Source organism: Novosphingobium indicum (genome assembly GCF_014645195.1).
Lineage (GTDB): Bacteria > Pseudomonadota > Alphaproteobacteria > Sphingomonadales > Sphingomonadaceae > Novosphingobium > Novosphingobium indicum.
Window position 1 is genome coordinate 56,510 of sequence record NZ_BMLK01000013.1, and the last position, 25,150, is coordinate 81,659.

Annotated in this window: 34 protein-coding genes; 23 read left to right on the plus strand and 11 right to left on the minus strand. The window is 64.0% G+C overall.

Annotation, left to right across the window (positions count from 1 at the left end; all coding sequences use genetic code 11):
- Nucleotides 1-100 precede the first annotated feature (100 nt).
- The 6 genes from ruvX to pyrE all read right to left on the minus strand — a co-directional run bounded on the left by ruvX (nt 101) and on the right by pyrE (nt 4,779).
- Nucleotides 101-583 (minus strand): Holliday junction resolvase RuvX, encoded by a 483-nt coding sequence (gene ruvX, locus IEX64_RS14275; protein WP_188820496.1) that lies wholly within the window; start codon nt 581-583, stop codon nt 101-103.
- The gene (locus IEX64_RS14280) at nt 565-1,689 is read right to left on the minus strand and encodes a DUF3089 domain-containing protein (protein WP_188820498.1); all 1,125 of its coding nucleotides are present in this window, start codon (nt 1,687-1,689) and stop codon (nt 565-567) included. The genes ruvX and IEX64_RS14280 overlap by 19 nt, the downstream gene beginning before the upstream one ends.
- Before the next feature lie 68 nt (nt 1,690-1,757).
- Nucleotides 1,758-2,714 carry a signal peptidase I gene (lepB, locus tag IEX64_RS14285; RefSeq protein ID WP_188820500.1) on the minus strand — a complete coding sequence of 319 codons (957 nt, stop codon included), beginning with the start codon at nt 2,712-2,714 and terminating at the stop codon, nt 1,758-1,760.
- A 20-nt stretch (nt 2,715-2,734) separates the two neighbouring features.
- Nucleotides 2,735-3,145, minus strand: coding sequence for a holo-ACP synthase (gene acpS, locus IEX64_RS14290; protein WP_188820502.1), 411 nt, complete (start codon nt 3,143-3,145; stop codon nt 2,735-2,737).
- Between the two features lie 292 nt (nt 3,146-3,437).
- Nucleotides 3,438-4,178 (minus strand): pyridoxine 5'-phosphate synthase, encoded by a 741-nt coding sequence (locus IEX64_RS14295; protein WP_188820504.1) that lies wholly within the window; start codon nt 4,176-4,178, stop codon nt 3,438-3,440.
- 16 nt (nt 4,179-4,194) lie between these two features.
- Nucleotides 4,195-4,779, minus strand: coding sequence for an orotate phosphoribosyltransferase (pyrE, locus tag IEX64_RS14300; RefSeq protein ID WP_188820506.1), 585 nt, complete (start codon nt 4,777-4,779; stop codon nt 4,195-4,197).
- A gap of 207 nt (nt 4,780-4,986) precedes the next feature.
- On the opposite strand from pyrE, the gene coxB reads away from it, so the two are divergent.
- From coxB to IEX64_RS14380, 17 genes are all read left to right on the plus strand, one after another.
- Nucleotides 4,987-6,045 (plus strand): cytochrome c oxidase subunit II, encoded by a 1,059-nt coding sequence (coxB, locus tag IEX64_RS14305; RefSeq protein ID WP_188820508.1) that lies wholly within the window; start codon nt 4,987-4,989, stop codon nt 6,043-6,045.
- A gap of 30 nt (nt 6,046-6,075) precedes the next feature.
- Complete coding sequence (gene ctaD / locus IEX64_RS14310) at nt 6,076-7,758, plus strand: cytochrome c oxidase subunit I (protein ID WP_188820510.1); 1,683 nt, start codon at nt 6,076-6,078, stop codon at nt 7,756-7,758.
- A gap of 122 nt (nt 7,759-7,880) precedes the next feature.
- Entirely contained in the window at nt 7,881-8,798 is a 918-nt protein-coding gene (locus IEX64_RS14315) for a heme o synthase (protein ID WP_188820512.1), read from the plus strand.
- Nucleotides 8,799-8,807: 9 nt separating this feature from the next.
- Nucleotides 8,808-8,936: a cytochrome c oxidase system small membrane protein gene (locus tag IEX64_RS24625; RefSeq protein ID WP_268238457.1), complete on the plus strand. Its 129-nt coding sequence runs from the start codon at nt 8,808-8,810 to the stop codon at nt 8,934-8,936.
- A 5-nt stretch (nt 8,937-8,941) separates the two neighbouring features.
- A complete protein-coding gene (locus IEX64_RS14320) occupies nt 8,942-9,544 on the plus strand; it encodes a cytochrome c oxidase assembly protein (protein WP_188820514.1) in 603 nt (200 codons plus the stop codon).
- An 80-nt stretch (nt 9,545-9,624) separates the two neighbouring features.
- Nucleotides 9,625-10,446: a cytochrome c oxidase subunit 3 gene (locus tag IEX64_RS14325; RefSeq protein ID WP_188820516.1), complete on the plus strand. Its 822-nt coding sequence runs from the start codon at nt 9,625-9,627 to the stop codon at nt 10,444-10,446.
- On the plus strand, nt 10,446-10,835 hold the full coding sequence (locus IEX64_RS14330; protein WP_188820518.1) for a DUF983 domain-containing protein: 390 nt from the start codon (nt 10,446-10,448) through the stop codon (nt 10,833-10,835). The genes IEX64_RS14325 and IEX64_RS14330 overlap by 1 nt, the downstream gene beginning before the upstream one ends.
- Nucleotides 10,835-11,401, plus strand: a complete 567-nt coding sequence (locus IEX64_RS14335) for an SURF1 family protein (protein WP_188820520.1) — start codon at nt 10,835-10,837, stop codon at nt 11,399-11,401. Before IEX64_RS14330 ends, IEX64_RS14335 begins: the two co-directional genes overlap by 1 nt.
- A 68-nt stretch (nt 11,402-11,469) precedes the next feature.
- Nucleotides 11,470-12,870, plus strand: coding sequence for a threonine synthase (gene thrC, locus IEX64_RS14340; RefSeq protein WP_188820522.1), 1,401 nt, complete (start codon nt 11,470-11,472; stop codon nt 12,868-12,870).
- Nucleotides 12,870-13,757 carry a class I SAM-dependent methyltransferase gene (locus IEX64_RS14345; RefSeq protein WP_188820524.1) on the plus strand — a complete coding sequence of 296 codons (888 nt, stop codon included), beginning with the start codon at nt 12,870-12,872 and terminating at the stop codon, nt 13,755-13,757. Before thrC ends, IEX64_RS14345 begins: the two co-directional genes overlap by 1 nt.
- Nucleotides 13,758-13,765: 8 nt before the next feature.
- The gene (locus IEX64_RS14350; protein ID WP_188820526.1) at nt 13,766-14,137 is read left to right on the plus strand and encodes a dihydroneopterin aldolase; all 372 of its coding nucleotides are present in this window, start codon (nt 13,766-13,768) and stop codon (nt 14,135-14,137) included.
- An 11-nt stretch (nt 14,138-14,148) separates the two neighbouring features.
- The gene (locus IEX64_RS14355) at nt 14,149-14,496 is read left to right on the plus strand and encodes a Rossmann fold domain-containing protein (RefSeq protein ID WP_188820528.1); all 348 of its coding nucleotides are present in this window, start codon (nt 14,149-14,151) and stop codon (nt 14,494-14,496) included.
- Nucleotides 14,493-15,497, plus strand: coding sequence for a GTP 3',8-cyclase MoaA (gene moaA / locus IEX64_RS14360; protein WP_188820530.1), 1,005 nt, complete (start codon nt 14,493-14,495; stop codon nt 15,495-15,497). The genes IEX64_RS14355 and moaA overlap by 4 nt, the downstream gene beginning before the upstream one ends.
- Before the next feature lie 52 nt (nt 15,498-15,549).
- Nucleotides 15,550-15,786: a MoaD/ThiS family protein gene (locus IEX64_RS14365; RefSeq protein WP_229710403.1), complete on the plus strand. Its 237-nt coding sequence runs from the start codon at nt 15,550-15,552 to the stop codon at nt 15,784-15,786.
- A 1-nt stretch (nt 15,787) separates the two neighbouring features.
- Nucleotides 15,788-16,243: a molybdenum cofactor biosynthesis protein MoaE gene (locus tag IEX64_RS14370; protein WP_229710371.1), complete on the plus strand. Its 456-nt coding sequence runs from the start codon at nt 15,788-15,790 to the stop codon at nt 16,241-16,243.
- Nucleotides 16,244-16,328: 85 nt separating this feature from the next.
- Complete coding sequence (locus IEX64_RS14375) at nt 16,329-16,751, plus strand: hypothetical protein (RefSeq protein ID WP_188820536.1); 423 nt, start codon at nt 16,329-16,331, stop codon at nt 16,749-16,751.
- A 162-nt stretch (nt 16,752-16,913) separates the two neighbouring features.
- A complete protein-coding gene (locus IEX64_RS14380; protein WP_188820538.1) occupies nt 16,914-17,651 on the plus strand; it encodes a DUF3800 domain-containing protein in 738 nt (245 codons plus the stop codon).
- A gap of 127 nt (nt 17,652-17,778) precedes the next feature.
- Here IEX64_RS14380 and IEX64_RS14385 read toward each other — a convergent pair whose 3' ends face one another.
- From IEX64_RS14385 to IEX64_RS14395, 3 genes are all read right to left on the minus strand, one after another.
- Nucleotides 17,779-17,943, minus strand: coding sequence for a hypothetical protein (locus IEX64_RS14385; RefSeq protein ID WP_188820540.1), 165 nt, complete (start codon nt 17,941-17,943; stop codon nt 17,779-17,781).
- Nucleotides 17,943-18,872 (minus strand): IS1595 family transposase, encoded by a 930-nt coding sequence (locus IEX64_RS14390; protein ID WP_188820542.1) that lies wholly within the window; start codon nt 18,870-18,872, stop codon nt 17,943-17,945. The genes IEX64_RS14385 and IEX64_RS14390 overlap by 1 nt, the downstream gene beginning before the upstream one ends.
- Nucleotides 18,873-18,976: 104 nt before the next feature.
- Nucleotides 18,977-19,504: a hypothetical protein gene (locus IEX64_RS14395; protein WP_188820544.1), complete on the minus strand. Its 528-nt coding sequence runs from the start codon at nt 19,502-19,504 to the stop codon at nt 18,977-18,979.
- 259 nt (nt 19,505-19,763) lie between these two features.
- Between IEX64_RS14395 and rplU the strand changes: the two genes are divergently transcribed.
- The 4 genes from rplU to IEX64_RS14415 all read left to right on the plus strand — a co-directional run bounded on the left by rplU (nt 19,764) and on the right by IEX64_RS14415 (nt 21,885).
- The gene (rplU, locus tag IEX64_RS14400) at nt 19,764-20,060 is read left to right on the plus strand and encodes a 50S ribosomal protein L21 (protein WP_188820546.1); all 297 of its coding nucleotides are present in this window, start codon (nt 19,764-19,766) and stop codon (nt 20,058-20,060) included.
- Nucleotides 20,061-20,085: 25 nt separating this feature from the next.
- Nucleotides 20,086-20,355, plus strand: coding sequence for a 50S ribosomal protein L27 (gene rpmA, locus IEX64_RS14405; protein ID WP_021233962.1), 270 nt, complete (start codon nt 20,086-20,088; stop codon nt 20,353-20,355).
- Nucleotides 20,356-20,617: 262 nt separating this feature from the next.
- Complete coding sequence (locus tag IEX64_RS14410) at nt 20,618-21,172, plus strand: GNAT family N-acetyltransferase (protein ID WP_188820548.1); 555 nt, start codon at nt 20,618-20,620, stop codon at nt 21,170-21,172.
- A gap of 155 nt (nt 21,173-21,327) precedes the next feature.
- Complete coding sequence (locus IEX64_RS14415; protein WP_188820550.1) at nt 21,328-21,885, plus strand: GNAT family N-acetyltransferase; 558 nt, start codon at nt 21,328-21,330, stop codon at nt 21,883-21,885.
- Here IEX64_RS14415 and ygfZ read toward each other — a convergent pair whose 3' ends face one another.
- On the minus strand, nt 21,886-22,641 hold the full coding sequence (gene ygfZ / locus IEX64_RS14420; RefSeq protein ID WP_188820552.1) for a CAF17-like 4Fe-4S cluster assembly/insertion protein YgfZ: 756 nt from the start codon (nt 22,639-22,641) through the stop codon (nt 21,886-21,888).
- Nucleotides 22,642-22,692: 51 nt separating this feature from the next.
- Nucleotides 22,693-23,598: a LysR family transcriptional regulator gene (locus IEX64_RS14425; RefSeq protein WP_188820554.1), complete on the minus strand. Its 906-nt coding sequence runs from the start codon at nt 23,596-23,598 to the stop codon at nt 22,693-22,695.
- A gap of 118 nt (nt 23,599-23,716) precedes the next feature.
- Here IEX64_RS14425 and IEX64_RS14430 point away from each other — a divergent pair, with 118 nt between their 5' ends.
- Both IEX64_RS14430 and IEX64_RS14435 read left to right on the plus strand, forming a co-directional pair.
- Complete coding sequence (locus IEX64_RS14430; RefSeq protein WP_188820556.1) at nt 23,717-24,415, plus strand: pirin family protein; 699 nt, start codon at nt 23,717-23,719, stop codon at nt 24,413-24,415.
- 71 nt (nt 24,416-24,486) lie between these two features.
- Nucleotides 24,487-25,068, plus strand: a complete 582-nt coding sequence (locus IEX64_RS14435; RefSeq protein WP_188820558.1) for a nitroreductase family protein — start codon at nt 24,487-24,489, stop codon at nt 25,066-25,068.
- Nucleotides 25,069-25,150: the final 82 nt, after the last annotated feature.

The window sequence follows — 25,150 nt, forward strand, 5'->3', positions numbered from 1 at the left end:
GCAGTAGATAGTCGCTAACCCCCGACATTTTGGTAGTCGAAACGCTTCTGCACCCGCGGCGGAAGCGGACTATCACGACCCGGAAAACATCCGTCCGAGCTTAGAACATCCCCCCAACCAGCGCATCGATAGCGCCTTGCAGGATCACGGCGGCGGCGGCGGAATCGATGCGGGTGGCGCGTTTGGCGCGGCTCATGTCCTGTTCGATGAGGCCGCGTTCGGCGCCGGTGGTGGACCAGCGCTCGTCCCACAGCAGGATCGGCAGGCCCAGCACGGAGAGGTTGCGGGCATAGGCGCGGCTCGACTGGGCGCGGGGGCCTTCCGAGCCATCCATGTTAAGCGGCAGGCCGATGACGACACCCTTGGCCGAGCGTTCGCGGATCAGCGCTTCGAGCGCGGCCTTGTCGGCGCCGAACTTGCCGCGCTTCATCGTCTTGCCGGGCGAGGCGAAGCGCCAGCCGGCATCGCAGAAGGCGGTGCCGATGGTCTGGGTGCCGAGATCGAGCCCGAGCAGCGCCCCGGCATCGGGTAGCGCATCGCGGAAATCGAGCGCGCTGGTGGTGATCAGTGCGCTTTCAGCCATGCCGCGGTGCGCCTTTCGTAGTCGGCCCTCAGATTGGCCCAGAACAGGGTCATGTCATAGACGTGATAGTTATTGCCCGGCAGAACGAAAGCGTCGAGGTCCAGCTTGGGCGGCGGGCCGATGTGGAGGAAGTGGTCGGGGCCGCAGGCCGCGGGGACCTCCTGCGCGACGAGTTCGCCGGTGCTGCGTTCGAAGTTGGGCACGAGCGTGCCGGTGTTGGCGCCAGCGTCGGCAGCGCTATCGAGAGCGCCCGTCAGCGGATTGAAGCACAGGAAGGCGCTGCCCCCAACGGCCTGCCCGTCGAGCCCCTTGCGGCGGCCATAGGCCTGCGTGAGCATCGACGTATCGGCGGGATCGGCAACGCTCAGCCAGCTGGCGACGCATCCCGGCTGGTCGGCCCGGACGCAGGCGGGCAGACCCATTTCGGGCAGATCGTGTTCGATCGAAACCGGCCAGCCGATGACGTAGGCTGCGGCGATGCGGTCTGCCAGCGGGGTTCGGGCAATCCGGTCGCGCAGCAGGCGCCGCAGAAGGAACGCGCCCTGGCTATGCCCGGCAAGCACGATGGGCCGGTCTTCGGGCGCTTGCGCCACAAACGCATCGAAAGCGTCGAGAACGTCGCGGTAGGCAAGGTCGATGGCCTCGTTCGCCTGCGGCTTGTCGGTGAGGAACGCGCCGATGGCGGCCTGGCGATAACGCGGCGCCCAGATCGCGCCGGTGCCGTTGAACGGGCTTGCCATGGCCTTGACGAAGACGTCCGCACGCTCGCGCGAGGTGGCGTCATCCAGATCGGCGTTCCAGTCACCCTTTTCGATGTAGCTCGTCGGGTGGACGAAGAAAACGGTGGCTTGCGTGGGCCGTACCTGTGCCGTGAAGCCGGAGGGCAGCCACTGCGCGGGATTGTCCTGCTTCGCCATGTCTGGCCGCGCGATCCACATCCCGGGATCGTCGTAGGCATTGTCCGCAAGCGCCGGGCGCGCGTGGAAAGGGCCATCGGGCACGAAGGCCATTTCCGTCAGGTCTTCGGCGTAGAACGTCAGCACCAGCCGGACGAGGATGTAGAGCACCAGCAGGACGGCGATGATGTAGAGGAACTTGCGAGCCATGGCCGGTGCCTGTCGCGCGGGCAGGCGCCGGGGTCAAGCGCGCGCTTGGGCGGGCTTTAACCCCAGCCCTATTTCCCGGCTGCCGCCTGCTTCGCTTCGTAGGCCCCGGCGACCGCCGGATCGATCTGCGGACGCAGGCTCTTGAAGGCGCGGCCGTCGCGCAGCGCGCTCCACCAGGTCAGCGGGTTCCAGGTCTGGGTGCCGTCGAGCGAGAAGGTGATGAATTCCGCGCGTCCGCCGATGTCGGAAAGCGGAACGGGCCCGCCCAGACCGCCGCCGGGATGGCCGAGGAAATCGGTCTCGAACGGTGCGCGGCTGTCGGCAGAGCGGTCGCGGTCGTCGCCCATCAGGAAGACGTGACCCTTGGGCACGACGGTCTCCGGATAGTTGTCGAGCGGCTGGTTCAGATAGTCGATGACCCGATAGGTCGCGCCGTTGGGCAGCGTCTCGCGGAACGTCGGCAGGTCATAGACCTCGCGTCCGCTTGGCAGGCGCGAGCGGTACATCCCGAAGCCGTCGTAGCAATGGCCGGGCGACTGGCCGTCGCACTGCAACGAATCGTCGGCGGAAATCTCGACCGGCGGTTCGACCTCGCGCTTGATGAACTTGCCGTTGAGGCGGATGCGCCCATCGATCACGGCGATGCGGTCCCCCGGCAGCGCGACGACGCGTTTGATCAGGTCTTCCTTGCGGTTGCGCGGCACGACGATGACGATGTCGCCATATTGCGGCGTGCTGCCCAGCACGCGCCACGTGCTGCGCGGGAGCAGGTGGAAGCTCAGCGAGGACCAGTTCCAGCCATAGGGGTACTTGGAGACGACCAGCCGGTCGCCCACCAGCAGGCTGGGCATCATCGAGATCGAGGGAATGTAGAACGGCTTGGCGATGAACGAATGGAACGCCAGCACTCCCACCAGCATCAACGCGAGCCCGCGCAATTCGTGCCACCAGTTGATCTTCTCTCGCTGCGGGCCTTCCCGGGCCTTGTCCTTCGGTTGGGAAACGGAAGGGGCGGTTTCGGACATGGCGGGGGGCAACTCGGATCCTATTCGGCAGTGAGCGGACGAGCTTCGATGACGACGAAGGCCTGCGCCCATGGATGATCGTCTGTGAGCGTAAGGTGAACCACCGCCTCATGACCTTCGGGTGTCATCGAATCAAGGCGCAACTTCGCTCCGCCCGTCAGTGCCAGCGTCGGCGCCCCGGACTTCGCGTTGACGACACCGATGTCCTTCATGAAGACGCCGGCCTTGAAGCCGGTGCCCACGGCCTTGGAAAAAGCCTCCTTGGCGGCAAAGCGCTTGGCCAGCGTGCCCGCCTTGGTGAAGGGGCGCCGGCCCGCCTTGGCGCGCTCGATCTCGGTGAAGACGCGATTTTCGAAGCGTTCGCCGAAGCGTTCGAGCGAGTTCTGGATCCGCTCGATGTTGCACAGGTCAGAGCCCATCCCGATAATCATGCGATCCCTCTCGCGCGGCGAATAAGGGTGATTGCGTGGATTAATTCACGCGGAGCCGCGGAGACGCGGAGAAAGGAGGATCGTGGTGCGCGCAAAGGCGCAAAGGCGCGAAGAAGTCTCCTTGCGCCGCAGGCCCCTTCTCTCATTCTCAAGCCATCGCCAGAAACGGCGGCAAAAATGGTAAGCGGCTTCGCCGATAACGGGCATTCTTCGCCCCTTTGCGCCTTTGCGCGAAGATGTCTTTGTCTCCGCGTCTCTGCGCCTTCGCGTGAAACCATTCCCGCTTCTGTTGTCACCGCACTTCGTCCATCAGCATGCGCATCTTCTTCACGCTGGCTTCGAGGCCGCAGAAGATCGCCTCGCCGATCAGGTAGTGGCCAATGTTGAGTTCCGCGAGTTGCGGGATGGCCGCGATAGGCTGGACGTTTTCGTAGGTCAGGCCGTGTCCGGCATGGGGCTCGATGCCGTTCTTGGCGGCGAGTGCAGCCATGTCTGCGATCCGCTTCAGTTCGACCGCGACATCGGCGCCGGTTGCGTGGGCATATTCGCCGGTATGCAGCTCGACGACCGGCGCCCCCAGTTGCATCGCCGCCTCGATCTGGCGGGCTTCGGGCGCGATGAAGAGGCTGACGCGGATGCCGGCCTCGGTCAGCCGGGTCACGATCGGCGCAAGCTGGTTGTGCAATCCGGCGGCGTCGAGCCCGCCCTCGGTCGTCCGTTCCTCGCGCTTTTCCGGCACGATGCAGGCGGCGTGCGGTTTGTGGCGCAGCGCGATTGCCAGCATCTCGTCGGTCGCGGCCATCTCAAGATTGAGCGGCAGGCCCGTCGCCGACTGGACGCGCTCGAGATCGTCGTCGCGGATGTGGCGGCGGTCTTCGCGCAAGTGCACGGTAATGCCGTCGCCACCCGCCTGCGCGACGATTTCGGCGGCGCGTGCCGGATCGGGATGCTCGCCGCCGCGCGCATTGCGGATCGTCGCGACGTGATCAATGTTCACGCCGAGGCGCAGGCGGCCGGGGTTGAGAACGTTCATGCAGTTTTCCCGAGCATCAGGTTTCGGCGCGGCTGCCGGGCTTGATTGCCGGTGTTTCCGCCAGTTCGGGCGGCAGTTCGTCCGGGGCGTAAGTCGGGAAGTTGATTGCCACCAGCGGGAAATAAGGCACGCCGAGATCGACCGTGCCTGCCGAGCGATCGACGAGCGAGGCGGCGGCGATGACCTTGCCGCCGGCAGCCTCGATGGCCTTCATCGCCTCGCGGGAAGACTTGCCGGTGGTAATCACGTCCTCGACCAGCAGGACCTTGTCTCCCGGTTCCAGGGCGAAGCCGCGGCGCAGTTCGAACGTGCCGGTCGGGCGCTCGACGAACATCGCATCGACCTGCAGCGCGCGGCCCATTTCCTGGCCGATGATCACGCCGCCCATGGCCGGCGAGACGACCTTGTCGATCTGCCTGCGGATGTCGTGCGGCAGTGTTGCAGCCAGCGCCACGGCAAGGCGCGCGGCACGATCGGGGTTCATCAGAACCCGTGCACATTGCAGGTAGTGGGCCGAGTGCCGGCCCGATGAAAGAAGGAAGTGCCCTTCAAGCAAGGCCTTGCTGGAACGGAACTCGGCGAGGACCTCTTGTTCGGTCATTTCGGACGTTACCCCTGGTCTAATTTGCATTGATCCGGCGCAGGTTTGACGCACCTTCGTTCAAAAATTCCCCTAGAGGCGCTTGAGACACGCGGCAAGCGCGCGTATAGGCCCCCGCGGAAGGGGGGCTTTCGCCTCCGCATCAGGGGTGCGTGCAAGCGGGGCGACTCGGTTGCGCGTGTTAAGGAAAACGGAAGCGTAAAGACGATGAAATCGGGCACATACGCCAGCACCGTCAGCCAGTCCGCCAGGGCTCTCGGTCTTTCTCTCGCCAGTGTTATCGCCGTCGCGGCAACGCCGGCATTCGCTCAGGATACCGCTTCCGCGCCCGCAGCTGCTGAAACTGCCGCTGCCGCCGGTGGCTACACACCGATGACGCCGACGCCCGGCGTCGGCATGCCGGTTGCAGAGGGCATCGGCCTGCAGCAGCAGTATTCCAAGATCGGCGAATACGGCGCCTGGATCCACAATGGCGTGCTGATGCCGATCATCACCCTGATCTGCATTCTCGTGCTGCTGCTGCTGATCGTGGTTGCCGTGCGCTATAACCGCCGGAGCAATCCGGTCGCATCGAAGACGAGCCACAACACCCTGATCGAAGTGATCTGGACGCTGGTTCCCGTGCTGATCCTGATCGGCATCGCGGTTCCCTCGATCGATCTCATCGCCAAGCAGTACAAGCCCGCTCCCAAGGGCGCGCTGACCATCAAGGTTACCGGCAACCAGTGGTTCTGGACCTATGGCTACCCCGACAACGGCGACTTCGAAGTCGTGTCGAACATGCTGAACCCGGTCACCGGCCCCACCATCAACAACGGTATCCGCAAGGTCGGTTCCGAGCCCTGGGACGGTCCGTCCCACCTCGAGGTCGACAACCGCATGGTCGTTCCCGCCGGCGAGCCGATTCGCCTGCAGATCACCGCGTCCGACGTCATCCACTCGTTCGCCGTGCCCTCGCTGTGGTTCAAGCTCGACGCCGTGCCGGGCCGCATCAACGAAAAGGTGCTGCTGATCGAAAAGCCGGGTGTTTACTACGGTCAGTGCTCCGAGCTGTGCGGCGCGAAGCACGGCTACATGCCGATCGCCGTCGAAGCGCTGCCGCGCGACAAGTACGATGCATGGGTCATGACGCACCCCGGCGCCAAGATCGACAATCCCAACGCCGCGGCAGGCAGCGAAACCGACTACCTGCCGGGCGAAGAGCCCGCCGGTGCGGCTCCCGCCGCCGACGCATCCGCAGCGCCTGCTGCCGCCGAAGCCGAATAAGCGCGTATTCAAGGACAGGGTCACCAGAAAATGGCAACCACCGCTGAACAGTTCCAGGGCCACGCGGAAGACCACGGGCACGATCACGATCACAAGCCGGCGTTCTTCGCGCGCTGGTTCATGTCGACCAACCATAAGGACATCGGTACGATGTACCTGATCTTCGCGATTCTCGCGGGGGTCATCGGTGGTGCGGTCTCGGGTATCATGCGCGCCGAGCTCATGGAGCCGGGCATCCAGTACCTCGGCTTCTTCTCGAAGCTGGTGGGCGACGATCCGTCGAACTTCAACGCCACGCTGCACATGTGGAACGTGCTGATCACGGCTCACGGCCTGATCATGGTGTTCTTCATGGTCATGCCCGCGATCATCGGCGGTTTCGGCAACTGGTTCGTGCCGATCATGATCGGTGCGCCGGACATGGCCTTCCCGCGCATGAACAACATCTCGTTCTGGCTGACTGTCGCCGGTTTCTGCTCGTTGATGCTTTCGGCCTTCGTGCCGGGCGGCACCGGCATGGGCGCCGGCACCGGCTGGACCGTCTACGCGCCGCTCTCGACCACCGGCTCGCCCGGCCCTGCCGTCGACTTCGGCATCTTCGCGCTGCACCTTGCCGGTGCCGGCTCGATCATGGGCGCCATCAACTTCATCACCACCATCTTCAACATGCGCGCGCCTGGCATGACCATGCACAAGATGCCGCTGTTCGTGTGGTCGGTGCTGGTCACCGCATTCCTGCTGCTGCTCTCGCTGCCGGTTCTCGCCGCCGCGATCACCATGCTGCTGACCGACCGCAACTTCGGCACCACCTTCTTCGATCCTGCGGGCGGCGGTGATCCGGTCCTGTACCAGCACCTGTTCTGGTTCTTCGGCCACCCCGAAGTGTACATCATGATCCTGCCCGGCTTCGGCATCATCTCGCAGATCATCTCGACCTTCTCGAAGAAGCCGGTCTTCGGCTACCTCGGCATGGCCTACGCCATGGTCGCCATCGGCGTCGTCGGCTTCATCGTGTGGGCCCACCACATGTATTCGACCGGCCTGTCGGTGAACACCAAGATGTACTTCACCGCGGCCACCATGGTCATCGCGGTTCCGACGGGCATCAAGATCTTCTCGTGGATCGCGACGATGTGGGGCGGCTCGATCGAGTTCAAGTCGCCGATGATCTGGGCGATCGGCTTCATCTTCCTCTTCACCGTGGGCGGCGTAACCGGCGTCGTGCTGGCGAACGGCGGCGTCGACGACGTGATGCACGACACCTACTACGTCGTTGCCCACTTCCACTACGTGCTGTCGCTGGGTGCGGTCACCGCGCTCTTCGCCGGGTTCTACTACTGGTTCCCGAAGATGAGCGGCAAGATGCACTCCGAGTTGCTGGCGCATGTCCACTTCTGGGTGTTCTTCGTGGGCGTTAACATGATCTTCTTCCCGATGCACTTCCTCGGGCTGCAGGGCATGCCGCGTCGTTATCCGGACTACGCAGAGGCCTATGCCTACTGGAACCACTTCGCGACCGTCGGCTACATGATCATGGCCGCCAGCCTCGGCATCTGGTTCCTCAACATCATCTACGCATTCGTCGCCGGCCGTAAGGCGGAGGACAACTACTGGGGCGAAGGTGCGACGACGCTCGAGTGGACGCTCACCAGCCCGCCGCCGTACCACCAGTTCGAGACGCTTCCCGTGATCGAGGAAACGGCTCACCACTGATCCGGATGCGCTCGTCGTGACGAGCCCAAAGAAGCAATCCAGGGCCTTTCGAGCGCACTGGATTGCTTCTCCGTATGGGCTTCTCGCCATGACAGGCCATTCCGGTGTATGAGCCCGACACCATGACACCCACGATTCCCGCTTCCACCTCTTCTTCGCTCCCGGCCGACTGGCGCGACCTGTTCGCGCTGACCAAGCCGCGGGTGATGAGTCTGGTGATCTTCACCGGCCTGTGCGGCCTGATCGCCGCGCCGGAGCGTATTCACCCGGTTCTCGCCTTCACCGCGATCCTGTGCATTGCCATGGGTGCCGGCGGCGCCGCCGCGCTGAACCAGTGGTGGGAGGCCGATCTCGACGCGGGCATGAAGCGCACGTCGAAGCGCCCGCTGCCGCAGGGCCGTCTCGACCGCACGACCGCGCGCGATTTCGCCGGTGTGCTCTGTGCGGCCTCCGTCTTTCTCATGGGCTTCGCGATCGGCTGGCTCGCTGCGGCGATCCTGGCCATCTCGATCATCTATTATGCCGTCGTCTATACGATCTGGCTCAAGCCGCGCACGCCGCAGAACATCGTCATCGGTGGCGGCGCCGGCGCGTTCCCGCCGCTGATCGGCTGGGTCGCGGCGACCGGCCAGATCTCGCTGATGCCGGTCGTGCTCTTCGCCATCATCTTCTTCTGGACGCCCCCGCACTTCTGGGCGCTCGCGCTCTTCGTGAAGAGCGACTACGCCAAGGTGGGCATTCCGATGATGCCGGTCGTGGCGGGCGAAAAGTCCACGCGCCGCCAGATCCTGATCTACGCCGTCCTGCTGCTGCCGCTCAGTGTGGTGCCCTGGTGGATCGGCGGAACCGGCGCGGTGTATGGCGTTTCGGCCATCGTGCTCTCGGGGCTGTTTCTCGCGCTGTCGCTGCGCGTCGCCGTCCGTGAGCGTACCGGGCCCGACGATGCGATGAAGCCGGAAAAGCAGCTTTTCGCCTATTCGGTGATCTATCTCTTCGCGCTGTTCGCGGCGCTGGTGGTCGATCGCTTCGTGGTCCTGTAAGGAAACGCCATGCAAGACCCTGAACATGACCAGCGCTCGATCGAGCAGATCCGCAAGAGCCGCAATCGCGTGCTGGCCCTCAGCCTGGCCGCATTCGTGATCCTCGTTTTCTTCATCTCGCTCGCCAAGATGGGGTGAACGCGATGGCGCAGGCGAGCAATGCAGCGGAACGGGCCAAGCAGAGCAATCGCAAGGTCGCGCTCGTGGCCCTGTCGCTGGCGCTCGGTATGCTCGGCCTCGGCTATGCCTCTGTGCCGCTCTATCGCATCTTCTGCCAGGTGACCGGCTACGGCGGCACGACGAAGCGCGTCGATGCGGCGCAGGCCGCGTCCGTCGTGGATAGCGGCCGGATGATGTCGGTGCGTTTCGATGCCAACACCGCGCGCGACATGCCCTGGGAGTTCAAGCCGCTGCAGGTGAAGGACAGCGTCTCGATCGGCGTGCGCGACATGGCGCTGTTCTGGGCGAAGAACGATTCGGACAAGCCGATCACCGGCACTGCCAGCTTCAATGTCGAGCCCGAGCAGGCGGCCAAGTATTTCAACAAGATCCAGTGCTTCTGCTTCACCGAGCAGACGCTGCAACCCGGCGAGGAAGTGCGTATGCCGGTGCTCTACTACATCGATCCGGCGATCCTGGATGATCCCGACAACAAGGATGTGGCAGAGATTACCCTGAGCTATACCTTTCATCTTACGTCGGTGGGCGATGCAAAGACACTGGACCAGAACAACACGGGCGGTTAAGGGCCCTCGGGAAACCATTCGCGGCACCGTGGGGGAGCCGCAGGCAAGATACAGTTTCGAATAACGGGGAAGAAGGCAGCATGGCCGGTACCAAGCACCACGATTACCATATCCTTCCGCCGGATATCGCACCGCTGGCAACCACCATCGGCGCCTTCACGTTCACATCCGGCATGGTGCTGTTTATGCACGAAATGCCGGGCGGCCACTTCGTGCCGTGGCTGGGCATGGCGATCCTGCTGGCATCGATGTTCATGTGGTTCTCCAAGATCGTTAAGGAAGCGCACGCGGGCGATCACACTCCGGTGGTGCAGCTTCACCAGCGCTACGGCATGATCCTGTTCATCGCTTCGGAAGTGATGTTCTTCGTCGGCTGGTTCTGGGCGTTCTTTGACTTCTCGCTGTTCCCGTCCGACATCGCTGAAGTCGTCGGTGGACAGTGGCCGCCCAAGGCGATCGAAGCGGTCATGGATCCCTTCGCCCTGCCGCTGCTCAACACGCTGATCCTGCTGTGCTCGGGCACCACCGTCACCTGGGCGCACCACTCGCTGATCCACGGCGACCGCGAAGGCCTGAAGAAGGGCCTGTGGGCGACCGTGCTGCTCGGCCTGCTGTTCACCTCGATCCAGGCCTACGAGTACCTGCACGCGCCGTTCGGCTTCGGTGGCAACACCTACAGCTCGGCCTTCTACATGGCGACCGGCTTCCACGGCTTCCACGTGATCGTCGGCACCATCATGCTGATCGTGTGCCTCGTGCGCTCCTACAAGGGCGACTTCACGCCGCGCCAGCACTTCGGCTTCGAAGCTTCGGCCTGGTACTGGCACTTCGTCGACGTCGTGTGGCTGTTCCTCTTCGTGGCAGTCTACATCTGGGGTGGCTGGGGCTACCCGACGCACTGATGTCGTCCGAGGATAACTCAAAACCCGAAGGGCAGCCGGACACCGCTTCGGCTGCCCTTTTCGGTCTTTGCCCCCGTTGCGGCGCAAAGACCCTGTTCGACGGCATCGCCAAGTTCGCGCCGCGCTGCCGCGCGTGCAGCCTCGACTACACGCAGTTCAACGTGGGCGACGGCCCGGCTGCTTTCCTGACGCTCATCATTGGCGCCGTGATCGCGATTCTGGCGATCTGGGTTCAGCTCTCCTTCGAACCGCCGTTCTGGGTCCACGCCGTGCTGTGGGTGCCGCTGACGACGGTGATGGTGATTGCCGGCCTGCGAATCGCCAAGGCCTGGCTGCTGATTGCCGAGTATCGCCGCCGCGCCGGCGAAGGGCGCCTCAAGGACGACTGATGCGCCGTATACCCGTTTTTTCCACAATGCTGGTGCTGGTGGCCGTCGCCATCATGGTCGCGCTCGGATTCTGGCAATTGCAGCGCCTCAAGTGGAAGGAAGGGCTGCTCAGCCACTACGCGGCGGCGCGCGACATCTCGCGCGAAGTGGAATGGACATCGAAGGGTGTGGGCGAGGAGCTGCTCTATCGCCGTGCCCACCTAACCTGTTCGGCCGTGCGCGGACACAGCAGCATTGCCGGTCGGAATGCCGAAGGGAAACCCGGCATGGGCCAGACCGCCGATTGCGCGCTGCCCGGCGGAGGCAAGGCGCTCGTGGTCCTGGGGTGGTCCGAACAGCCCAATGCGGCGACGGCCTGGCAGGGCGGCGACGTGCGCGGCGTGATTGCGCCGGGCCCCCGCCTCGTGGCCGATCCGCCGTTGGGGGGGCTGGAGGCGAACGAGATTCCCGATCCTTCGGGTATTCCCAACAACCACTTCTCTTACGCAATGCAGTGGTTCTTCTTCGCCGCGACTGCGCTCGTCATCTACGCGCTGGCCCTGCGCAAGCGCCTCTCGCGCGACTGACGCGCAAGCCGAGGCTTCCCTTTCCGCGCGCGCGCCGCTAACCGGCCGGGCAAACAACAGGATTGGCCATGGAATACATCAGCACCCGCGGCAGCGCACAGGCGCTCGATTTCGAAGGCGCGACGCTGGCCGGACTCGCGTCGGACGGCGGCCTTTATGTCCCGCGCGAATGGCCACGCTTCTCTGCGGAAGAAATCGCGGACATGGCGGGCCTGCCCTATGCCGAACTCGCCGCGAAAGTCATGGCACCCTTCGTCGGTGATAGCCTGACGTACGAGCGGCTGCTCGAACTGACGACCGAGGCCTATGGCCGCTTCGCGCACAAGGCGGTGACGCCGCTGCGCCAGCTCGACGAGCAGCAGTGGGTGCTGGAGCTGTTCCACGGCCCGACGCTGGCGTTCAAGGACGTCGCGCTGCAGCTGCTCGGCCTGTTCTTCGAGGAATTCCTTTCGCGTTCGGACCGCAACCTGACGATCGTCGGGGCGACCAGCGGCGATACCGGGTCGGCGGCGATCGATGCCGTGGCCGGGCGCGACAAGGTGGACATCTTCATGCTCCACCCCAAGGGCCGCGTTTCCGACGTGCAGCGCCGGCAGATGACCACGGTGCTGGCACCCAATGTGCACAACATCGCCATCGAGGGCTCGTTCGACGATGCCCAGGCGATGGTGAAGCGCATGTTCGCCGATACCGCGATGACCGATCGCTTCGCCATTGGCGCGGTGAACTCGATCAACTGGGCCCGCCTCATGGCTCAGGTGGTGTACTACTTCGCCGCGGGCCTGCAGCTTGGTGCGCCGCACCGCGCGGTCGCCTTTTCGGTGCCGACCGGCAACTTCGGCGACGTCTTCGCCGGCTATGTCGCAGCGCAGATGGGCCTGCCCGTCGCGAAGCTGATCGTTGCGACCAATGTCAATGACATCCTCCACCGCGCGCTCTCCACCGGCGACTACTCGCAGGGCGCGGTCACGCCCACTGCGGCACCGTCGATGGACATCCAGGTCTCGTCGAACTTCGAACGCCTGCTGTTCGATCTCGGTGGCCGCGACGGCAAGGCTATGGCCGAACAGATGGCCGGGTTCGAAGCGACCAAGGCGATGCAGCTCACCAATGCGCAGCGCGAAGGCGCCGCCGCGCTGTTCCAGTCGTGCCGCGCCGATGCCGACGAGATGGCCTCGACCATCCGCTGGGCCTGGGAGAACTGCGGCGAGCTGATCGACCCGCACACTGCTTGCGGTTTGTTCGCGGCGCGCGCGGCCGGACTCGACGAGGCGACGCCTGTGGTCACGCTGGCGACCGCGCATCCCGCCAAGTTCCCGGAAGCGGTCGAGCGCTCCACCGGGCACCGCCCCAGTTTGCCCGCGCGTGTCGGCGATCTGTTCGACCGTGAGGAAAAGTGCGTCGCGCTCCCCGGTGAATACGATGCGGTTGCCGAGTTCGTGGCCAGCCACGCTTCGCCCAGGGTCTGATGGCTGAGCTGGTAACCCAGCCGGTCGTCCTCGCGGGAGAAGGGTGGAGCGACTACGGCCTCGTCGATTCGGGGCATGGCCGCAAGCTTGAGCGCTACGGCGACTACCGCTTTATCCGCCCCGAACCGCAGGCGATGTGGACGCCGCGGCTCGCCGACTGGGACGCGCACGGCGAATTCGTCCCCGGTTCCGACGAGGATGGCGGCGGCAAGTGGCATTTCGGCGGCAACGTCCCGCGCGAAGGCTGGCCGCTCATGTGGAACGAGGTTTCGTTCACCGCGCAGTGCACACCGTTTCGCCACCTCGGTTTCTTTCCCGACATGGCCCCGGTGTGGGACTGGATGCGCGACCAGCTTGCCGGGCGCGATGATGCCGCGACGCTGAACCTGTTCGGCTATACCGGCGTCGGTACACTGGCGCTTTCGGCGCACGGGCAGGTGACGCATGTCGATGCCTCGAAGAAGTCGGTGGCGCAGGCGCGCGACAATGCCGCACTGGCGGGTCTGGAAGACCGCCCGGTGCGTTGGCTGGTCGACGATGCCGCCAAGTTCGCCGCGCGCGAAGTGCGCCGGGGCAAGCGCTACGACGGGATCATCCTCGACCCGCCCAAGTTCGGCCGTGGACCGGGCGGGGAGACCTGGCGTCTCGAAGAAGGCCTGCCGGGTCTGCTCTCCGATTGCCGCCAGCTGCTCGATCCGGACAGCCGCTTCCTGTTCCTCACCGTCTATGCCGTCCGCATGTCCTCGCTGGCATTGGCCGGTCTGATGGACGAGCTGTTCGAGGGCCTGCCGGGCAAGATCGAGCATGGCGATCTGGCGGTCCGCGAGGATCGGCAGGGGCGCTTGCTGCCAACGGCCATATTCGCACGCTGGTCGAATCCCGGCTAAAGGGCGCCATGGTCGATTCGCTGATACTTGAAGTCGCCGATTTCGAGCAGGATGTCCTCACCGGCATCTACTCGGAGGAAACCGGCAAGCCGCAGCCCTTGCGCTTTACGATTACCGTGCGGATGAAGCCCGCGCGGCACTACGCTCCCGATACGCCGCTCAATGCCAGCAAGAACTACATGGACCTGAAGTTCGCGGCGTCCGAAGCGTTGCCGCCGGGCCTGCACTTCAAGCTGATCGAGGCCGTGGCCGATCACATCTGCGAAACGCTGTTCCTGCAGGACGACCGGGTCGAGGCAGTCACGGTGAAGATCGTCAAACTCGCCATTGCCGAGAACGGCGAGAAGATCGGCATGACGCTGACCCGCGAACGGCGCTGACGGGGCCGGGCGTGCAGGATATTTTCCATGTCGGCCCGCTGTCGGACGATCCGCTGGAAGCCGCTGCGGACTTTCATGCACGGCTGCTTCCCGCCGTCGAGGCCACGCTTGGGGGCGGAGCCGATCCGTTGACCCTTGTCTTCCTGCCTGCCGATCATGCGCATCGGGCATGGCGCCTGGCTCTGGTCCAGTCGCTGGCCCGCCGCTTTGCGCCCTCGCGCGTGAATGCGGTCGAATGTTCGGAGGCAGCCGCGCTCGAAGCCGCGACGCGCTGGCTGAAGAGTGCCGGTGGGGTCACGGGACAATTGCTGCCCCTCAATGGAACCGGGGCCGGTCCAGTGCTATATCAGCAGGGATGAACAGCCCAGCACCCCTCGTCGACCAGTTCCAGCGCCGCATAACCTACCTGCGGCTTTCCGTTACCGACCGCTGCGATCTGCGCTGTTCCTACTGCATGCCCGAGCGCATGACGTTCCTGCCGCGCAAGGAAGTGCTGACGCTCGAGGAACTGCACGATCTGGCGCTCGGCTTCATTGCCCGCGGCATCACCAAGATCCGCCTGACCGGCGGAGAACCGCTGGTTCGCCGCGACATGATGGAGCTGGTGCGCGCACTCGGCCGCAAGATCGGCGATGGTCTGGATGAGCTGACGCTGACCACGAACGCAACGCGGCTTTCCGAATTCGCCGACGATCTGGCCGCTGCCGGGGTGCGCCGGGTCAATGTCTCGCTCGATACGCTCGACCGCGAAACCTTCACACGCCTCTCGCGCCGCGATTCGCTCCCGCAGGTGCTCGAAGGGCTGCAGGCGGCCAAGGAAGCGGGGCTCAAGGTCAAGCTCAACACGGTGGCGCTAAAGGAGATCAATGAAGCTGAAATTCCCGATCTCATCGCCTGGGCGCATGGAGAGGGTTTCGACAGCACGCTGATCGAGGTCATGCCGCTCGGTGATGTAGAGGAAGACCGTTTCGATCATTACCTGCCGCTCGTGGCGGTGCAGGAGGATCTGGCCAGGCGCTGGACACTGACGCCCAGCGAACACCGCACAGGCGGCCCGGCGCGCTACTGGAACGTGGAAGAGACCGGCGGCCGGATCGGCCTGATCACGCCGCTCACCAACAACTTCTGCGAAGGCTGCAACCGCATCCGCGTGACCGCGACCGGCCAGCTCTATGCCTGTCTCGGCGGTGACGAGCGCGTTGACTTGCGCGCTGCGCTGCGCAGCGAGGACCCCGAGGCCGCACTGGCCGCCGCGCTCGATACCGCCATGCGCATCAAGCCCGAGCGTCATCACTTCCGCATTGAGGAACCGGGCGCGGCCCCGGCCGTTTCCCGTCACATGTCGATGACAGGAGGTTGACGTGCATGCCCGGACAGGTCTGCTTTCTTCCGATGAGGAGAATGCCTTGAGTGTGAAGCTGGTGTTCCTGGGGCGCCTGGAAGACCTCGCCGGCGGCAGTAGCCGCACGGTTCCTCTCGAACCCTCGATCGATGCCGTGCTCGACAGCCTCGATCCCGATCTTGCCAAAGCGCTGCGGGCGCCGCGCGTGAAGCTGGCGGTGAACGGCATCCTGCTTCAGGACACCGATGCGCCGGTGCTCAAGGAGGGCGACGAGATCGCCTTCCTGCCGCCGGTTTCGGGCGGATGACATGACGCTGACCAGTTCCGACGTACGCCTGCTGCACGATCCCTTCGATCCAGCCCACGAGCTGGGCGCGTTTACGCGCATCCATCCCGAAGCCGGCGGCGTGGTTAGCTTTCTGGGGCAGGTGCGTGCCGGGGACGAGGTCGAGGCGCTGGAACTGCAGCACTACGAACCGCTGACGCTCCCGGCGATGAAGGACCTTGCCGAGCGCGTTTGCCAGCGCTGGGACCTCGAAGGCCTGCTGGTGGTCCACCGTAGCGGGGTAATGGAGCCGGGCGATCCGATCGTGCTGGTCGCCGCCGCGGCGCGTCATCGCCGCGATGCTTTTGCCGCTGCCGACTATGCGATGGATCACCTCAAGAGCGAATCGTGGTTCTGGAAGCGCGAGAAGGCGGGCGGTGAATGGCGCTGGATCGAACCGCGCGAACAGGATTTCGAGGATATCGCCCGCTGGGGCTGACCGTAAAAAGCCGTAGCCGTTTGATTGCGGTCAAATCGCTTGGAGCGGCAATCACACATGGTGCCTTCAGAAGGGGAACGGCACCATGTCGCAGCGAATCGATCAGCAACGGCTTCAGCAAATCGCCATCATCACCGGCGCGCCCGTACGCCCTGCTGCTGATCGATCTTCCGGTTCGGCGACGGGCCTCTACGCTGCTTTCATAGGGCTCTATCTTGCATCCATCGCCATGATGGCTTCGGTATTTCTCGATTCTACCGTGGCTGTACCGATGGTGTTCCTCGCCGGTGTTGTCGTCCTTGCGTTCGGTCTGGCTGGTCACTGTGTGATCAGGGAGGCTGGGATCGAGGCATTCACGGCAAGGCTGGTGCAGCTTGTTTCCCAAGGCATCGACACTCTGAGCGGAAGGCTGACAGCCGGTTCAACGACTGTTCGGGCCCTAACGCTGCCCGTGCTGATCCTGGGCGGAGGCCTGACGGCTGCGGTACTTGTCACCTTCGTCATCTGACCGCTTGACCCGAGCCGGGGGGCTATTGGGTCAAGGTCGGACGTTCGGAGGGCCCCTCCCCCACGCGGGGGAGGGGCTTTTCCTTTGGCGTTATTATACGTGACGTACCCGACCGGACATAGCTAGCCTTGCCTGCCTCTGCCCGCCCCGCCATGAAGGGCTATGGCTGTCATCGTATCTCAACCAGTTCTGCCCTCTCTGACGTTCTTTGGAGACGCCAGTAGTAAAGAACGCGCTTTCATGGTCGCTGGCGGGTTTGCTGTCAGCGGGAATAGGATTTCCGAAGTCGAAGATCACATCGCGATGCTTCGCGACGATGCAGGGATCAAATCTGAATTCCATTGGAGCGCATATCGTGGCGGTGCAAAACGCGAAGGTTATGAGGCCTTGGTGCGCTATGCCTTCCAGCTTGTGAGGGAGCGCCAAGCGGCACTGCACGTCATCATCCCACTGTTCGACGGATACGATCACAAGGCGGTAAAAGGCGCGACCCGCGACACTAGCGTGAACAAAATGTATTTCCAGCTTCTGCTTCACCGCGTGGCTAGGTTCTACGGCAAGAAGCGAGAGATTCATGTCCGATTGGATGCGGGGAATGACTCTGCCGATATTTGCGAAAAGCGGCATGAACTCTGCAAGGCCGCGTATGTTGCTTACGACGCAAAACCCAATTGCGTCAGGACCATCGAGCCTGTCCAGTCAGAGCGTCATGGCATCGTTCAAATGGCTGATGTGATTGTCGGGGCGATTGCGGCCAAGCGGAATAACATTGTCCATAGCTCGCCTAAAGGCGCATTGGCCGACTATGTTTTGAAGGTATCCGGGCGGCATTCGTGGGCAACCAACACGGCAATGGACGCGCGGTTTTTGACCATTTGGAACCACAGATCGAAGGAGTAGGTCCCCCGGTGCCCTATCCCAAGGACTGCGCCTTGAGCAAAGCTGGGCTAGCCAGCGTATTCGGACATCGGAGGCCTGCATCCGATATAGGCAGAAGCGGCCAAAAACGCAACATATAAAGATTGCTTTAAGTCTTTCTTGGGGTGGCCTGATTTTGAAGTTTCAACAAATCATCGACTGCCCGCTGCGCGTCGGTGGGGCTTAGTTCGCCAGCGTCGATCAGCTTTTGAGCCTCGCGAATGAACCGCTCGCTCTGCTCTGCCTGGCTTTCCGTTTTTTGCTTCTTGGGCATTAGGCCCTCGCACTAGCTGTTTGATAGGTGAGGCGCTTGCCAATGATACCCGAAAGGAGCGCATCGGCACGGTCAGCGTCATTGCAACCAAGCGCCACGCGGTTGTTATAGCGGAACTCGAACTCGGCAAGGTAGCGGTGCAGGTGCTGTTCGCCGCAGAACTGGTAGACGCCCTTCATGCCGCGCTTGAAGATGCTGAAATACCCTTCGACGGTGTTGCTGTGGATGCTGCGATCCTCAAGGTTCACGTATTCGCCGCGACCGTGGCTGGTGGTGCCGTGGGCGGCAAAGAACTTGCTCATATCGCGATAGCCGCTGTGTTCGTCGGTCATCACGCGGGCTTCGCGGGCAACATTGTCGAGAACGATGGGCATAAGGGTCGAGGCGTTCACGTTGTCTATGACCATGGTGCGAGCCTTGCCGCTGTCGCGATCCACCAGCGCCAGAACCTTCATTTTGTGATGGAAGGCGCGCTTGACCGGAGCACCCTTGATTCGACCGATGAAAGTCTCGTCAACTTCGACAACGCCACCGTTGCCGCCGAACATGCCAGTATCGTTCGAACGCATGGCTTCGCGAATGCGATGCGACATGAACCAAGCGGTCTTGAGGGTCACGCCAAGGGTGCGGTGAAGCTGGTTGCTCGAAATTCCCTTCTTGCTGCCCGCAATCAGGTACATCGCCTGCAACCATATGTGCATGGCGACCTTGCTGTCCTCAAAGATGGTGCCGATCTTCACGGTGAATGGCTTGCGGCACTGGTAGCACTTGTACGCGCCGACGCGGGTGCTCTTGCCCTGCATCTTGCTGATGCGCTCCACGCCGCCACAGTGAGGGCACACCGGACCTTCCGGCCAAATGCGCGCCTCAACATAGGCATAAGCAGCTTCTTCGTTGTGGAAGTGCGGGGCGGAAAGAGCGGATGACATCAGGTGAACTCCAAGTGTGGATTCACACTACGTTCTCAACGTGGGTACGTCAAGTATAATAACGCCTTTCCTTTGCTCTTTCGAAAGCAGATGTGCCGGTAAGGTCAGCTGGGCAGGCGGGCCGCGAGCCGCGCTATGACGGTGTCCTGCGCGTCGACCCAGCCGTTCACCTCGTCGCGAGCGGAGGCAATCGCCTCGGTCGTCGGCGTGCGTTCCAGCGCCGCATCGTTTCGCGCGGTCACATAGAGGTTGTCGAGATCGGCGAGCGCGACCATGGCGCTCGACCGGCTCGTTTCCAGCAGTGCGAGCGCGACGCTGGCCGAACTCCACGAATCGGTGGCCCTGCTACCGGCCGCAGCGACAGCGCGTTCGGCTGCGGGGCGGTTTGCCTGGAACTGCCTGTCGGCTTCGTGGGCAAGCGCCACCAGTCCGTTGAGGCGGGTGACCAGCTCGGCGCTGGCAGGCGGCGGCGCGGGGGCCTCCGGAGCGGTGTCGCCCGGTACCGGCTCGGCGCTGCCGCTGACGCGCTCGACATCGCGTTCGGCAAGCGAGGGATAGTTCCCCGCGGTGGAGCAGGCGGCCGCCATCATCGGCAGCAGGGCGGTAAGCAGTCGGGCCTTCGCACGGATCATGAAAGGTGCCATAGCATGGCGCGTCGGCGAGGGGAGGGGCTTTCGTTGCCGGAATCGATGCCGGGGAATGCGATTCCTCCAGTCCTTGGTTGACACGAATCGGGCCTTGCCCTAACGGCACCCACTCTTTCCGGCCCCTCGCGCCTCGCGGGGTATCCGGCGCGTCGCCCGCACGTTCTCAGGCTTTGTCTGGAACATCGCGGCCGGGGCAAGGTTGTTTCGGCTCGTTTCGGGCACATTGATATTAGGTAAGGGCACCATGTTCGCAGTTGTGCGCACGGGCGGCAAGCAGTACCGGGTTGCCGCCGGAGACAAGATCGCGGTTGAGAAGCTGGCTGGTGAAGCCGGTGAGACCATTACTCTGGGCGACGTTCTCATCGCCGGCAAGGACGGCGAAGTCGTTGACGCCGCGAAGGTTTCGGTTTCGGCCGAGATCATTGCGCAGGCGAAGAGCGAGAAGGTCGTGGTGTTCAAGAAGCGCCGCCGCCACAACTATCGTCGCAAGAATGGCCACCGCCAGCAGATGACGCTTCTGCGCATCACGTCGGTCGGCTGAAGCCCTGCATTCGGAGTAACGGGAAATGGCACATAAGAAAGCAGGCGGTTCATCGCGCAACGGTCGCGACTCAGCGGGCCGCCGCCTCGGTGTGAAGAAGTTCGGCGGTCAGGAAGTGATCGGCGGCAACATCATCATTCGTCAGCGCGGTACCAGGGTGTACCCGGGCGTGAATGTCGGCATGGGCAAGGATCACACCCTGTTCGCGCTGGCTGAAGGTCGCGTACGCTTCCACGATGGCAAACTCGGCCGCAAGTACGTGTCGGTCGATGCCATGGCAGAAGCCGCCGAATAAATCGGATGGTCGGTAAAAGGGCCATCCTGACGGGATGGCCCCGCCGGACGCTGTAAGTCCGGCTGCACGAGGGAGAGGGCCATCGCCCGTCTCCCTCTTTGCTTTTCTTCCTCATTTCGCCGCAAGCGCGCGTCACTCCGGCCTCGGCCTGCCGCATCTCTGCGATGTGCTGCATGCCGCCCCGCGTCGCGCCCGCCTGCGTAATGGCATTGTCACGCGTTTCGGCTACCGGAATGGCGCGGCGGGTGAGTGGAGAATTACGATGTTCCTTCGCAGCGAGCGGCTGTTCCTGCGGCCAGGCTGGCCAGAGGACTGGGAAGAACTCTGTGGGCAGATTGCCGACGAGCAGGTCGTGCGCAATCTTGCCAGTGCGCCCTGGCCCTATGCGGGGGAGGATGCTCGCAGCTTCCTCGCGCTGCCGCAAAGCCATCGTCACCCCCGTTTCCTGATCACCGTTCCCGATGCGCCGGGCGCCCGGATCGTCGGCGGTATCGGGCTCGACAAGATCGAGGACGGCGTCGAACTGGGATACTGGGTGGCACGCGATCACTGGGGGCAGGGTTATGCCAGCGAGGCCGCGCGTTCCGTCGTCGCCCTGGCCGAAACCCTCGGGCATCGCCGTGTGACCGCGCAGCACTTCATCGACAATCCCGCATCGGGCCGCGTGCTGGAAAAGACGGGCTTCCGCCGGACCGGGCGAGTCGTCGAGCGGTTCAGCAAGGGGCGGGGCAAGGCGTGCCCGGTGCGGTCCTATGAACTGGCACTCGGCCCTTCGCGCACATGCGATGACCTTTTGGGATGCAAACGCGCGGCCTGAGCAAGTCTCGGGAATCGGATCGAATTTTCCGGATAACGGAGTGCGGCTGTTCTGCTGGTCGCACGCCACCCTCGCTGCACAGAAAACGTCGTGCAATTGCAGGCGCTTGGGTGCATAATGGGTTTAGCGGAATAGGGGCAACGGAGAACCGTGACATGTTTTTCCGCACGGAGAGGCTATTTCTGAGACCCGGGTGGCCGGAAGATCTCGACGATCTTCTGGAGGCCTTCAATGACGAGGCAATTCAGCGCACCATCGAGGTGAGCGCCTTCCCGCGCACGCGCGAGGCTGTGCGTGAATATCTCGACCGGCCGCGCGATCCGCGCTTTCCCCACTTCTTCATGTATTTGCGCGGTGCGCATGGTGCGAAGCTCGTGGGCGGGATCGGCCTGGGCCCGTTCGGCAAGGATGTCGAAGTGGGATACTGGATTGCGTCGGGCTATCGTGGGCAAGGCTATGCGCTTGAAGCGCTACGTGCCGTGGTGGACCAGGCGTGGACCCTTGGACACCGCCGCCTTGTGGCCAAGCACTTCATCGACAACGATGCCTCGGCGCGTGTTCTTGAAGCTGCCGGCTTTCACGATGCGGGTGAGGAAAGTCCCCGGTTCAGCGAAGGCCGTGGCGGGGAAGCGCTCGCGCGGCTCTATGTCGCGGATCTCGAAAAGGGGAAGCTACCCGCAGGTCGCAGCAGCGATCACGCGCTCAGCGCCTGATCAGGCGCTCTGCGAAGGTTGCAGCCACTCCGGCACGAGGTCGGCGTCGATGGCATCGACCCGCATGTGATCGACGGCCAGCCCCAGATCGGGGTAGGCGATACGGCGCCGCTTTTCGTCCGAACGATCCAGCGGCACGACGACAAGGCGGCGATTGACCTTCTGCCGCCAGTTCATCCTGGCCGTGTTTTCCTGACCCACGAAGCAACCCTTGGTGAAGCTGACGCCGTTCAGTTCTCCGGCATTGCATTCGAGCCATAGCGTCTCGCCATCGCCCAGTTCGGCCTGGCCTTCGGTCACGCCCAGCGACAGCCGGTGCGCGAGCCATGCCGCGTCGGCGCCCTGTTCGCTTTCCTCGGGATCGCTGGCGTCGATCTGCGCGATCCAGCGCTCGCCAAGCGCAGCAAGGCGCGGGTCGGGCGAGGCGCCATCGCCGACATGGGGGCGCCAGTGCACGGCCACGGTCTCGTCCCGGGCAATATCGATGGCCTTGCGCAGCCGGTACATCGAGAGTCGCTTGATGAGCGCGTCGGCCGCCGAAGCCTCGCAATCGATCAGAAGGTCATCCCCGGCAGACCAGACCACGAAGTCGAACAGGGCCTTGCCTTGCGGCGAGAGCAGGCCCGTCCAGACGGGCAATGCCTTCTTCACATCGGCGGTTACCAGTCCCTGCAGGAAGTCGGCGATATTCTCGTCCGATCCATCGCGGGGCGAGAGGCGGATCACGGCGCGGTCGAAGAGGCGTGTAGCGGTCATGCCCTCAAAGTGGGGAGCAGGCGGAGCGGTGCAAGACCCGCCGTCACGATCTCAGGGGCACTTCGCCAGCCGTTCGCGCATTTCGTCCAGAACCCAAACGGCGGCGGGGCCGGGCGGGTAGTCCTTTCGCCAGAGCGCGACGAGGGCGTAGTCCATGGTCGCGGTCTCCGGCAGGTGCAGTTCCACCAGCGAGCCCTGCTCCAGATCGGCCTCGATCCGGTGGCGTGGCATCGAGCCCCAGCCGATCCCCTCCTTCAGCAGCGCATGCTTGGCGCCGAGATCGGCCAATCGCCACGAACGCGGGCTGAAGACCGAGAAGTCCCGGCCTTCGGTCAGCGGAGAACGGTCGGTCAGCACCAGTTGCAGGTGCTTGCGCGCCTCTCCGGGGGCGATCCGCTCCATCTGCGCCAGCGGGTGGCCCGGTGCGGCAACGGGTACCATTTCGACCGATCCCAGCGTCTCGCGTTCGGTCTCGGGCAAGTCGAGAATGTCGGGTCCGGCAATCGCCAGCGTGGCCCGCTCGTCCAGAACCAGCGCGGCCACGGCCCCCAGCGCTTCGACATGCAGCCGCAGCGCCACGCTGGGGAAGCGCACCTGAAAGTCGCGCAGCAGCTTTGCAAGGACATGGCCCGGTACCATCACGTCGATGGCCAGCGACAGTTCGGCCTCCAGCCCCTGCCGCAGGCTGCGCACCTTGGCGAGCAGCGCGTCCATGTCGTCGGCAATGGCGCGGGCTTCGGTCACGAGCGCGCGGCCCGCTTCGGTCAGCTGCGGCTTGCGCGAGCCCTCGCGGTCGAACAGCCGCACATCGAGCTGGGTTTCGAGCTGGGCGATGGCATAGCTGACCACCGAAATCGCGCGCCCGAGCTTGCGGGCAGCAGCGTTGAAGCTGCCTTCCTCGACGACGGCAAGAAATGTGCGCAGGTGATCAAGACTGGGAGGGGCAAGGTCAGGCATTCAACAAATCCGAACATCTATGTCGAATTTATCCCAATTTTCCGATTGCATGCCAAGCTCTATCTGGAGGGCAACGGGTCGCATCGACCCTCAACCCTTCAGCTTAAGGAGTGCCCCCATGATCGAACTCCGCCCTTTCGCAAGCCTTGGAGCCGCCAACCATGGCTGGCTCGACGCGCATCACCATTTCTCCTTTGCCGACTATCACGATCCGGAAAGAACCACCTGGGGCCGCCTGCGCGTGTGGAACGACGACACCATCGCGCCGAAGACCGGCTTTCCCGCCCATCCGCATCGCGACATGGAAATCGTCACCTATGTTCGCAAGGGCGCGATCACCCACGAGGACAGCCTTGGCAACCGCGGCCGCACCGAAGCGGGCGACGTGCAGGTGATGAGCGCGGGAACCGGTATCCGCCATTCCGAGTACAATCTCGAGGATGAGGAAACGACGCTCTTCCAGATCTGGATCATGCCCGACCGCCGCGGCGAGCAGCCCGGCTGGGGGGCGCGCCCGTTCCCCAAGGACGACCGCGCTGGCCGTTTCGTCACGCTGGCCAGCGGCCATGAAGGCGACGGCGATGCCCTGCCGATCAATGCCGACGCCCGCGTGCTGGGCGCCACCATCAAGGCGGGCGACACGGTGACTTATGCCACCGATCCGCAGCGCCACGCCTATCTGGTGCCGGCCACGGGCCGCATTCGGGTTGGCGAGGTCGAGGCCCGGGCCCGCGACGGTGTCGCGATCACCGACCTCGATACCATCACTGTAACCGCGATCGAGGACAGCGAACTCGTGCTCGTCGACGCAGCCTGACCTCCGGCGGCGGAGCAAAAGCCTCCGCCGCCTCTTTCTTCTCACTCTCCCAACCGAAAGGACCCCGTTTCATGACCGGACGCACTGCTCACCCCAAGATCGAAAAGCTCATCGTCGAGCGCTGGAGCCCCCGCGCGTTCGACGGCAGCGACATGCCGCAGGAAGATCTCGACGTGATCTTCGAGGCTGCCGGCTGGGCGCCTTCGGCCTACAACGTCCAGCCCTGGACGTTCCTCTACGCGCGTCGCGGCGATGCCAACTGGGACCTGCTGCTTTCGCAGCTCATCGACTTCAACCAGGGTTGGGCCAAGAATGCGTCGGCTCTCGTCTTCGTCGTCTCTGCGAAGAACTCGACCGGTCCCGACGGCAAGACCTCGCCCAACCACAGCCACAGCTTCGATGCCGGTGCGGCCTGGGTGCTGGGCGCCATTCAGGCGCAGGCGATGGGGTATCACACCCACGGCATGACCGGCATCAAGTTCGGCGAAGCCGAACAGGCGCTCGGCATTCCCGACGACCACCGCCTCGAAGCCGCCTTCGTGATCGGCAAGCAGGCTCCCAAGGAAACCCTGCCGGAATTCCTGCAGGAGCGTGAGGTTGCGGTAGGCCGCAAGCCGGTGAGCGAGATCGCCAAGCCCGGCAAGTTCGCCTGACACAAAATCCCCCAAGGCGCCCATCTGCCCCCCGATCGGGCGCCTGCTGGCCCGGTTCGCCCCTACCCCGGCGGACCGGGCC

Bases quoted from the DNA above. Each gene is read 5' to 3' on its own strand.
- ruvX (WP_188820496.1), bottom strand. From the start codon at position 583: ATGGCTGAAAGCGCACTGATCACCACCAGCGCGCTCGATTTCCGCGAT.
- IEX64_RS14280 (WP_188820498.1), bottom strand. From the start codon at position 1,689: ATGGCTCGCAAGTTCCTCTACATCATCGCCGTCCTGCTGGTGCTCTAC.
- lepB (WP_188820500.1), bottom strand. From the start codon at position 2,714: ATGTCCGAAACCGCCCCTTCCGTTTCCCAACCGAAGGACAAGGCCCGG.
- acpS (WP_188820502.1), bottom strand. From the start codon at position 3,145: ATGATTATCGGGATGGGCTCTGACCTGTGCAACATCGAGCGGATCCAG.
- IEX64_RS14295 (WP_188820504.1), bottom strand. From the start codon at position 4,178: ATGAACGTTCTCAACCCCGGCCGCCTGCGCCTCGGCGTGAACATTGAT.
- pyrE (WP_188820506.1), bottom strand. From the start codon at position 4,779: ATGACCGAACAAGAGGTCCTCGCCGAGTTCCGTTCCAGCAAGGCCTTG.
- coxB (WP_188820508.1), top strand. From the start codon at position 4,987: ATGAAATCGGGCACATACGCCAGCACCGTCAGCCAGTCCGCCAGGGCT.
- ctaD (WP_188820510.1), top strand. From the start codon at position 6,076: ATGGCAACCACCGCTGAACAGTTCCAGGGCCACGCGGAAGACCACGGG.
- IEX64_RS14315 (WP_188820512.1), top strand. From the start codon at position 7,881: ATGACACCCACGATTCCCGCTTCCACCTCTTCTTCGCTCCCGGCCGAC.
- IEX64_RS24625 (WP_268238457.1), top strand. From the start codon at position 8,808: ATGCAAGACCCTGAACATGACCAGCGCTCGATCGAGCAGATCCGCAAG.
- IEX64_RS14320 (WP_188820514.1), top strand. From the start codon at position 8,942: ATGGCGCAGGCGAGCAATGCAGCGGAACGGGCCAAGCAGAGCAATCGC.
- IEX64_RS14325 (WP_188820516.1), top strand. From the start codon at position 9,625: ATGGCCGGTACCAAGCACCACGATTACCATATCCTTCCGCCGGATATC.
- IEX64_RS14330 (WP_188820518.1), top strand. From the start codon at position 10,446: ATGTCGTCCGAGGATAACTCAAAACCCGAAGGGCAGCCGGACACCGCT.
- IEX64_RS14335 (WP_188820520.1), top strand. From the start codon at position 10,835: ATGCGCCGTATACCCGTTTTTTCCACAATGCTGGTGCTGGTGGCCGTC.
- thrC (WP_188820522.1), top strand. From the start codon at position 11,470: ATGGAATACATCAGCACCCGCGGCAGCGCACAGGCGCTCGATTTCGAA.
- IEX64_RS14345 (WP_188820524.1), top strand. From the start codon at position 12,870: ATGGCTGAGCTGGTAACCCAGCCGGTCGTCCTCGCGGGAGAAGGGTGG.
- IEX64_RS14350 (WP_188820526.1), top strand. From the start codon at position 13,766: ATGGTCGATTCGCTGATACTTGAAGTCGCCGATTTCGAGCAGGATGTC.
- moaA (WP_188820530.1), top strand. From the start codon at position 14,493: ATGAACAGCCCAGCACCCCTCGTCGACCAGTTCCAGCGCCGCATAACC.
- IEX64_RS14370 (WP_229710371.1), top strand. From the start codon at position 15,788: ATGACGCTGACCAGTTCCGACGTACGCCTGCTGCACGATCCCTTCGAT.
- IEX64_RS14375 (WP_188820536.1), top strand. From the start codon at position 16,329: ATGTCGCAGCGAATCGATCAGCAACGGCTTCAGCAAATCGCCATCATC.
- IEX64_RS14380 (WP_188820538.1), top strand. From the start codon at position 16,914: ATGGCTGTCATCGTATCTCAACCAGTTCTGCCCTCTCTGACGTTCTTT.
- IEX64_RS14385 (WP_188820540.1), bottom strand. From the start codon at position 17,943: ATGCCCAAGAAGCAAAAAACGGAAAGCCAGGCAGAGCAGAGCGAGCGG.
- IEX64_RS14390 (WP_188820542.1), bottom strand. From the start codon at position 18,872: ATGTCATCCGCTCTTTCCGCCCCGCACTTCCACAACGAAGAAGCTGCT.
- IEX64_RS14395 (WP_188820544.1), bottom strand. From the start codon at position 19,504: ATGATCCGTGCGAAGGCCCGACTGCTTACCGCCCTGCTGCCGATGATG.
- rplU (WP_188820546.1), top strand. From the start codon at position 19,764: ATGTTCGCAGTTGTGCGCACGGGCGGCAAGCAGTACCGGGTTGCCGCC.
- rpmA (WP_021233962.1), top strand. From the start codon at position 20,086: ATGGCACATAAGAAAGCAGGCGGTTCATCGCGCAACGGTCGCGACTCA.
- IEX64_RS14410 (WP_188820548.1), top strand. From the start codon at position 20,618: ATGTTCCTTCGCAGCGAGCGGCTGTTCCTGCGGCCAGGCTGGCCAGAG.
- IEX64_RS14415 (WP_188820550.1), top strand. From the start codon at position 21,328: ATGTTTTTCCGCACGGAGAGGCTATTTCTGAGACCCGGGTGGCCGGAA.
- ygfZ (WP_188820552.1), bottom strand. From the start codon at position 22,641: ATGACCGCTACACGCCTCTTCGACCGCGCCGTGATCCGCCTCTCGCCC.
- IEX64_RS14425 (WP_188820554.1), bottom strand. From the start codon at position 23,598: ATGCCTGACCTTGCCCCTCCCAGTCTTGATCACCTGCGCACATTTCTT.
- IEX64_RS14430 (WP_188820556.1), top strand. From the start codon at position 23,717: ATGATCGAACTCCGCCCTTTCGCAAGCCTTGGAGCCGCCAACCATGGC.
- IEX64_RS14435 (WP_188820558.1), top strand. From the start codon at position 24,487: ATGACCGGACGCACTGCTCACCCCAAGATCGAAAAGCTCATCGTCGAG.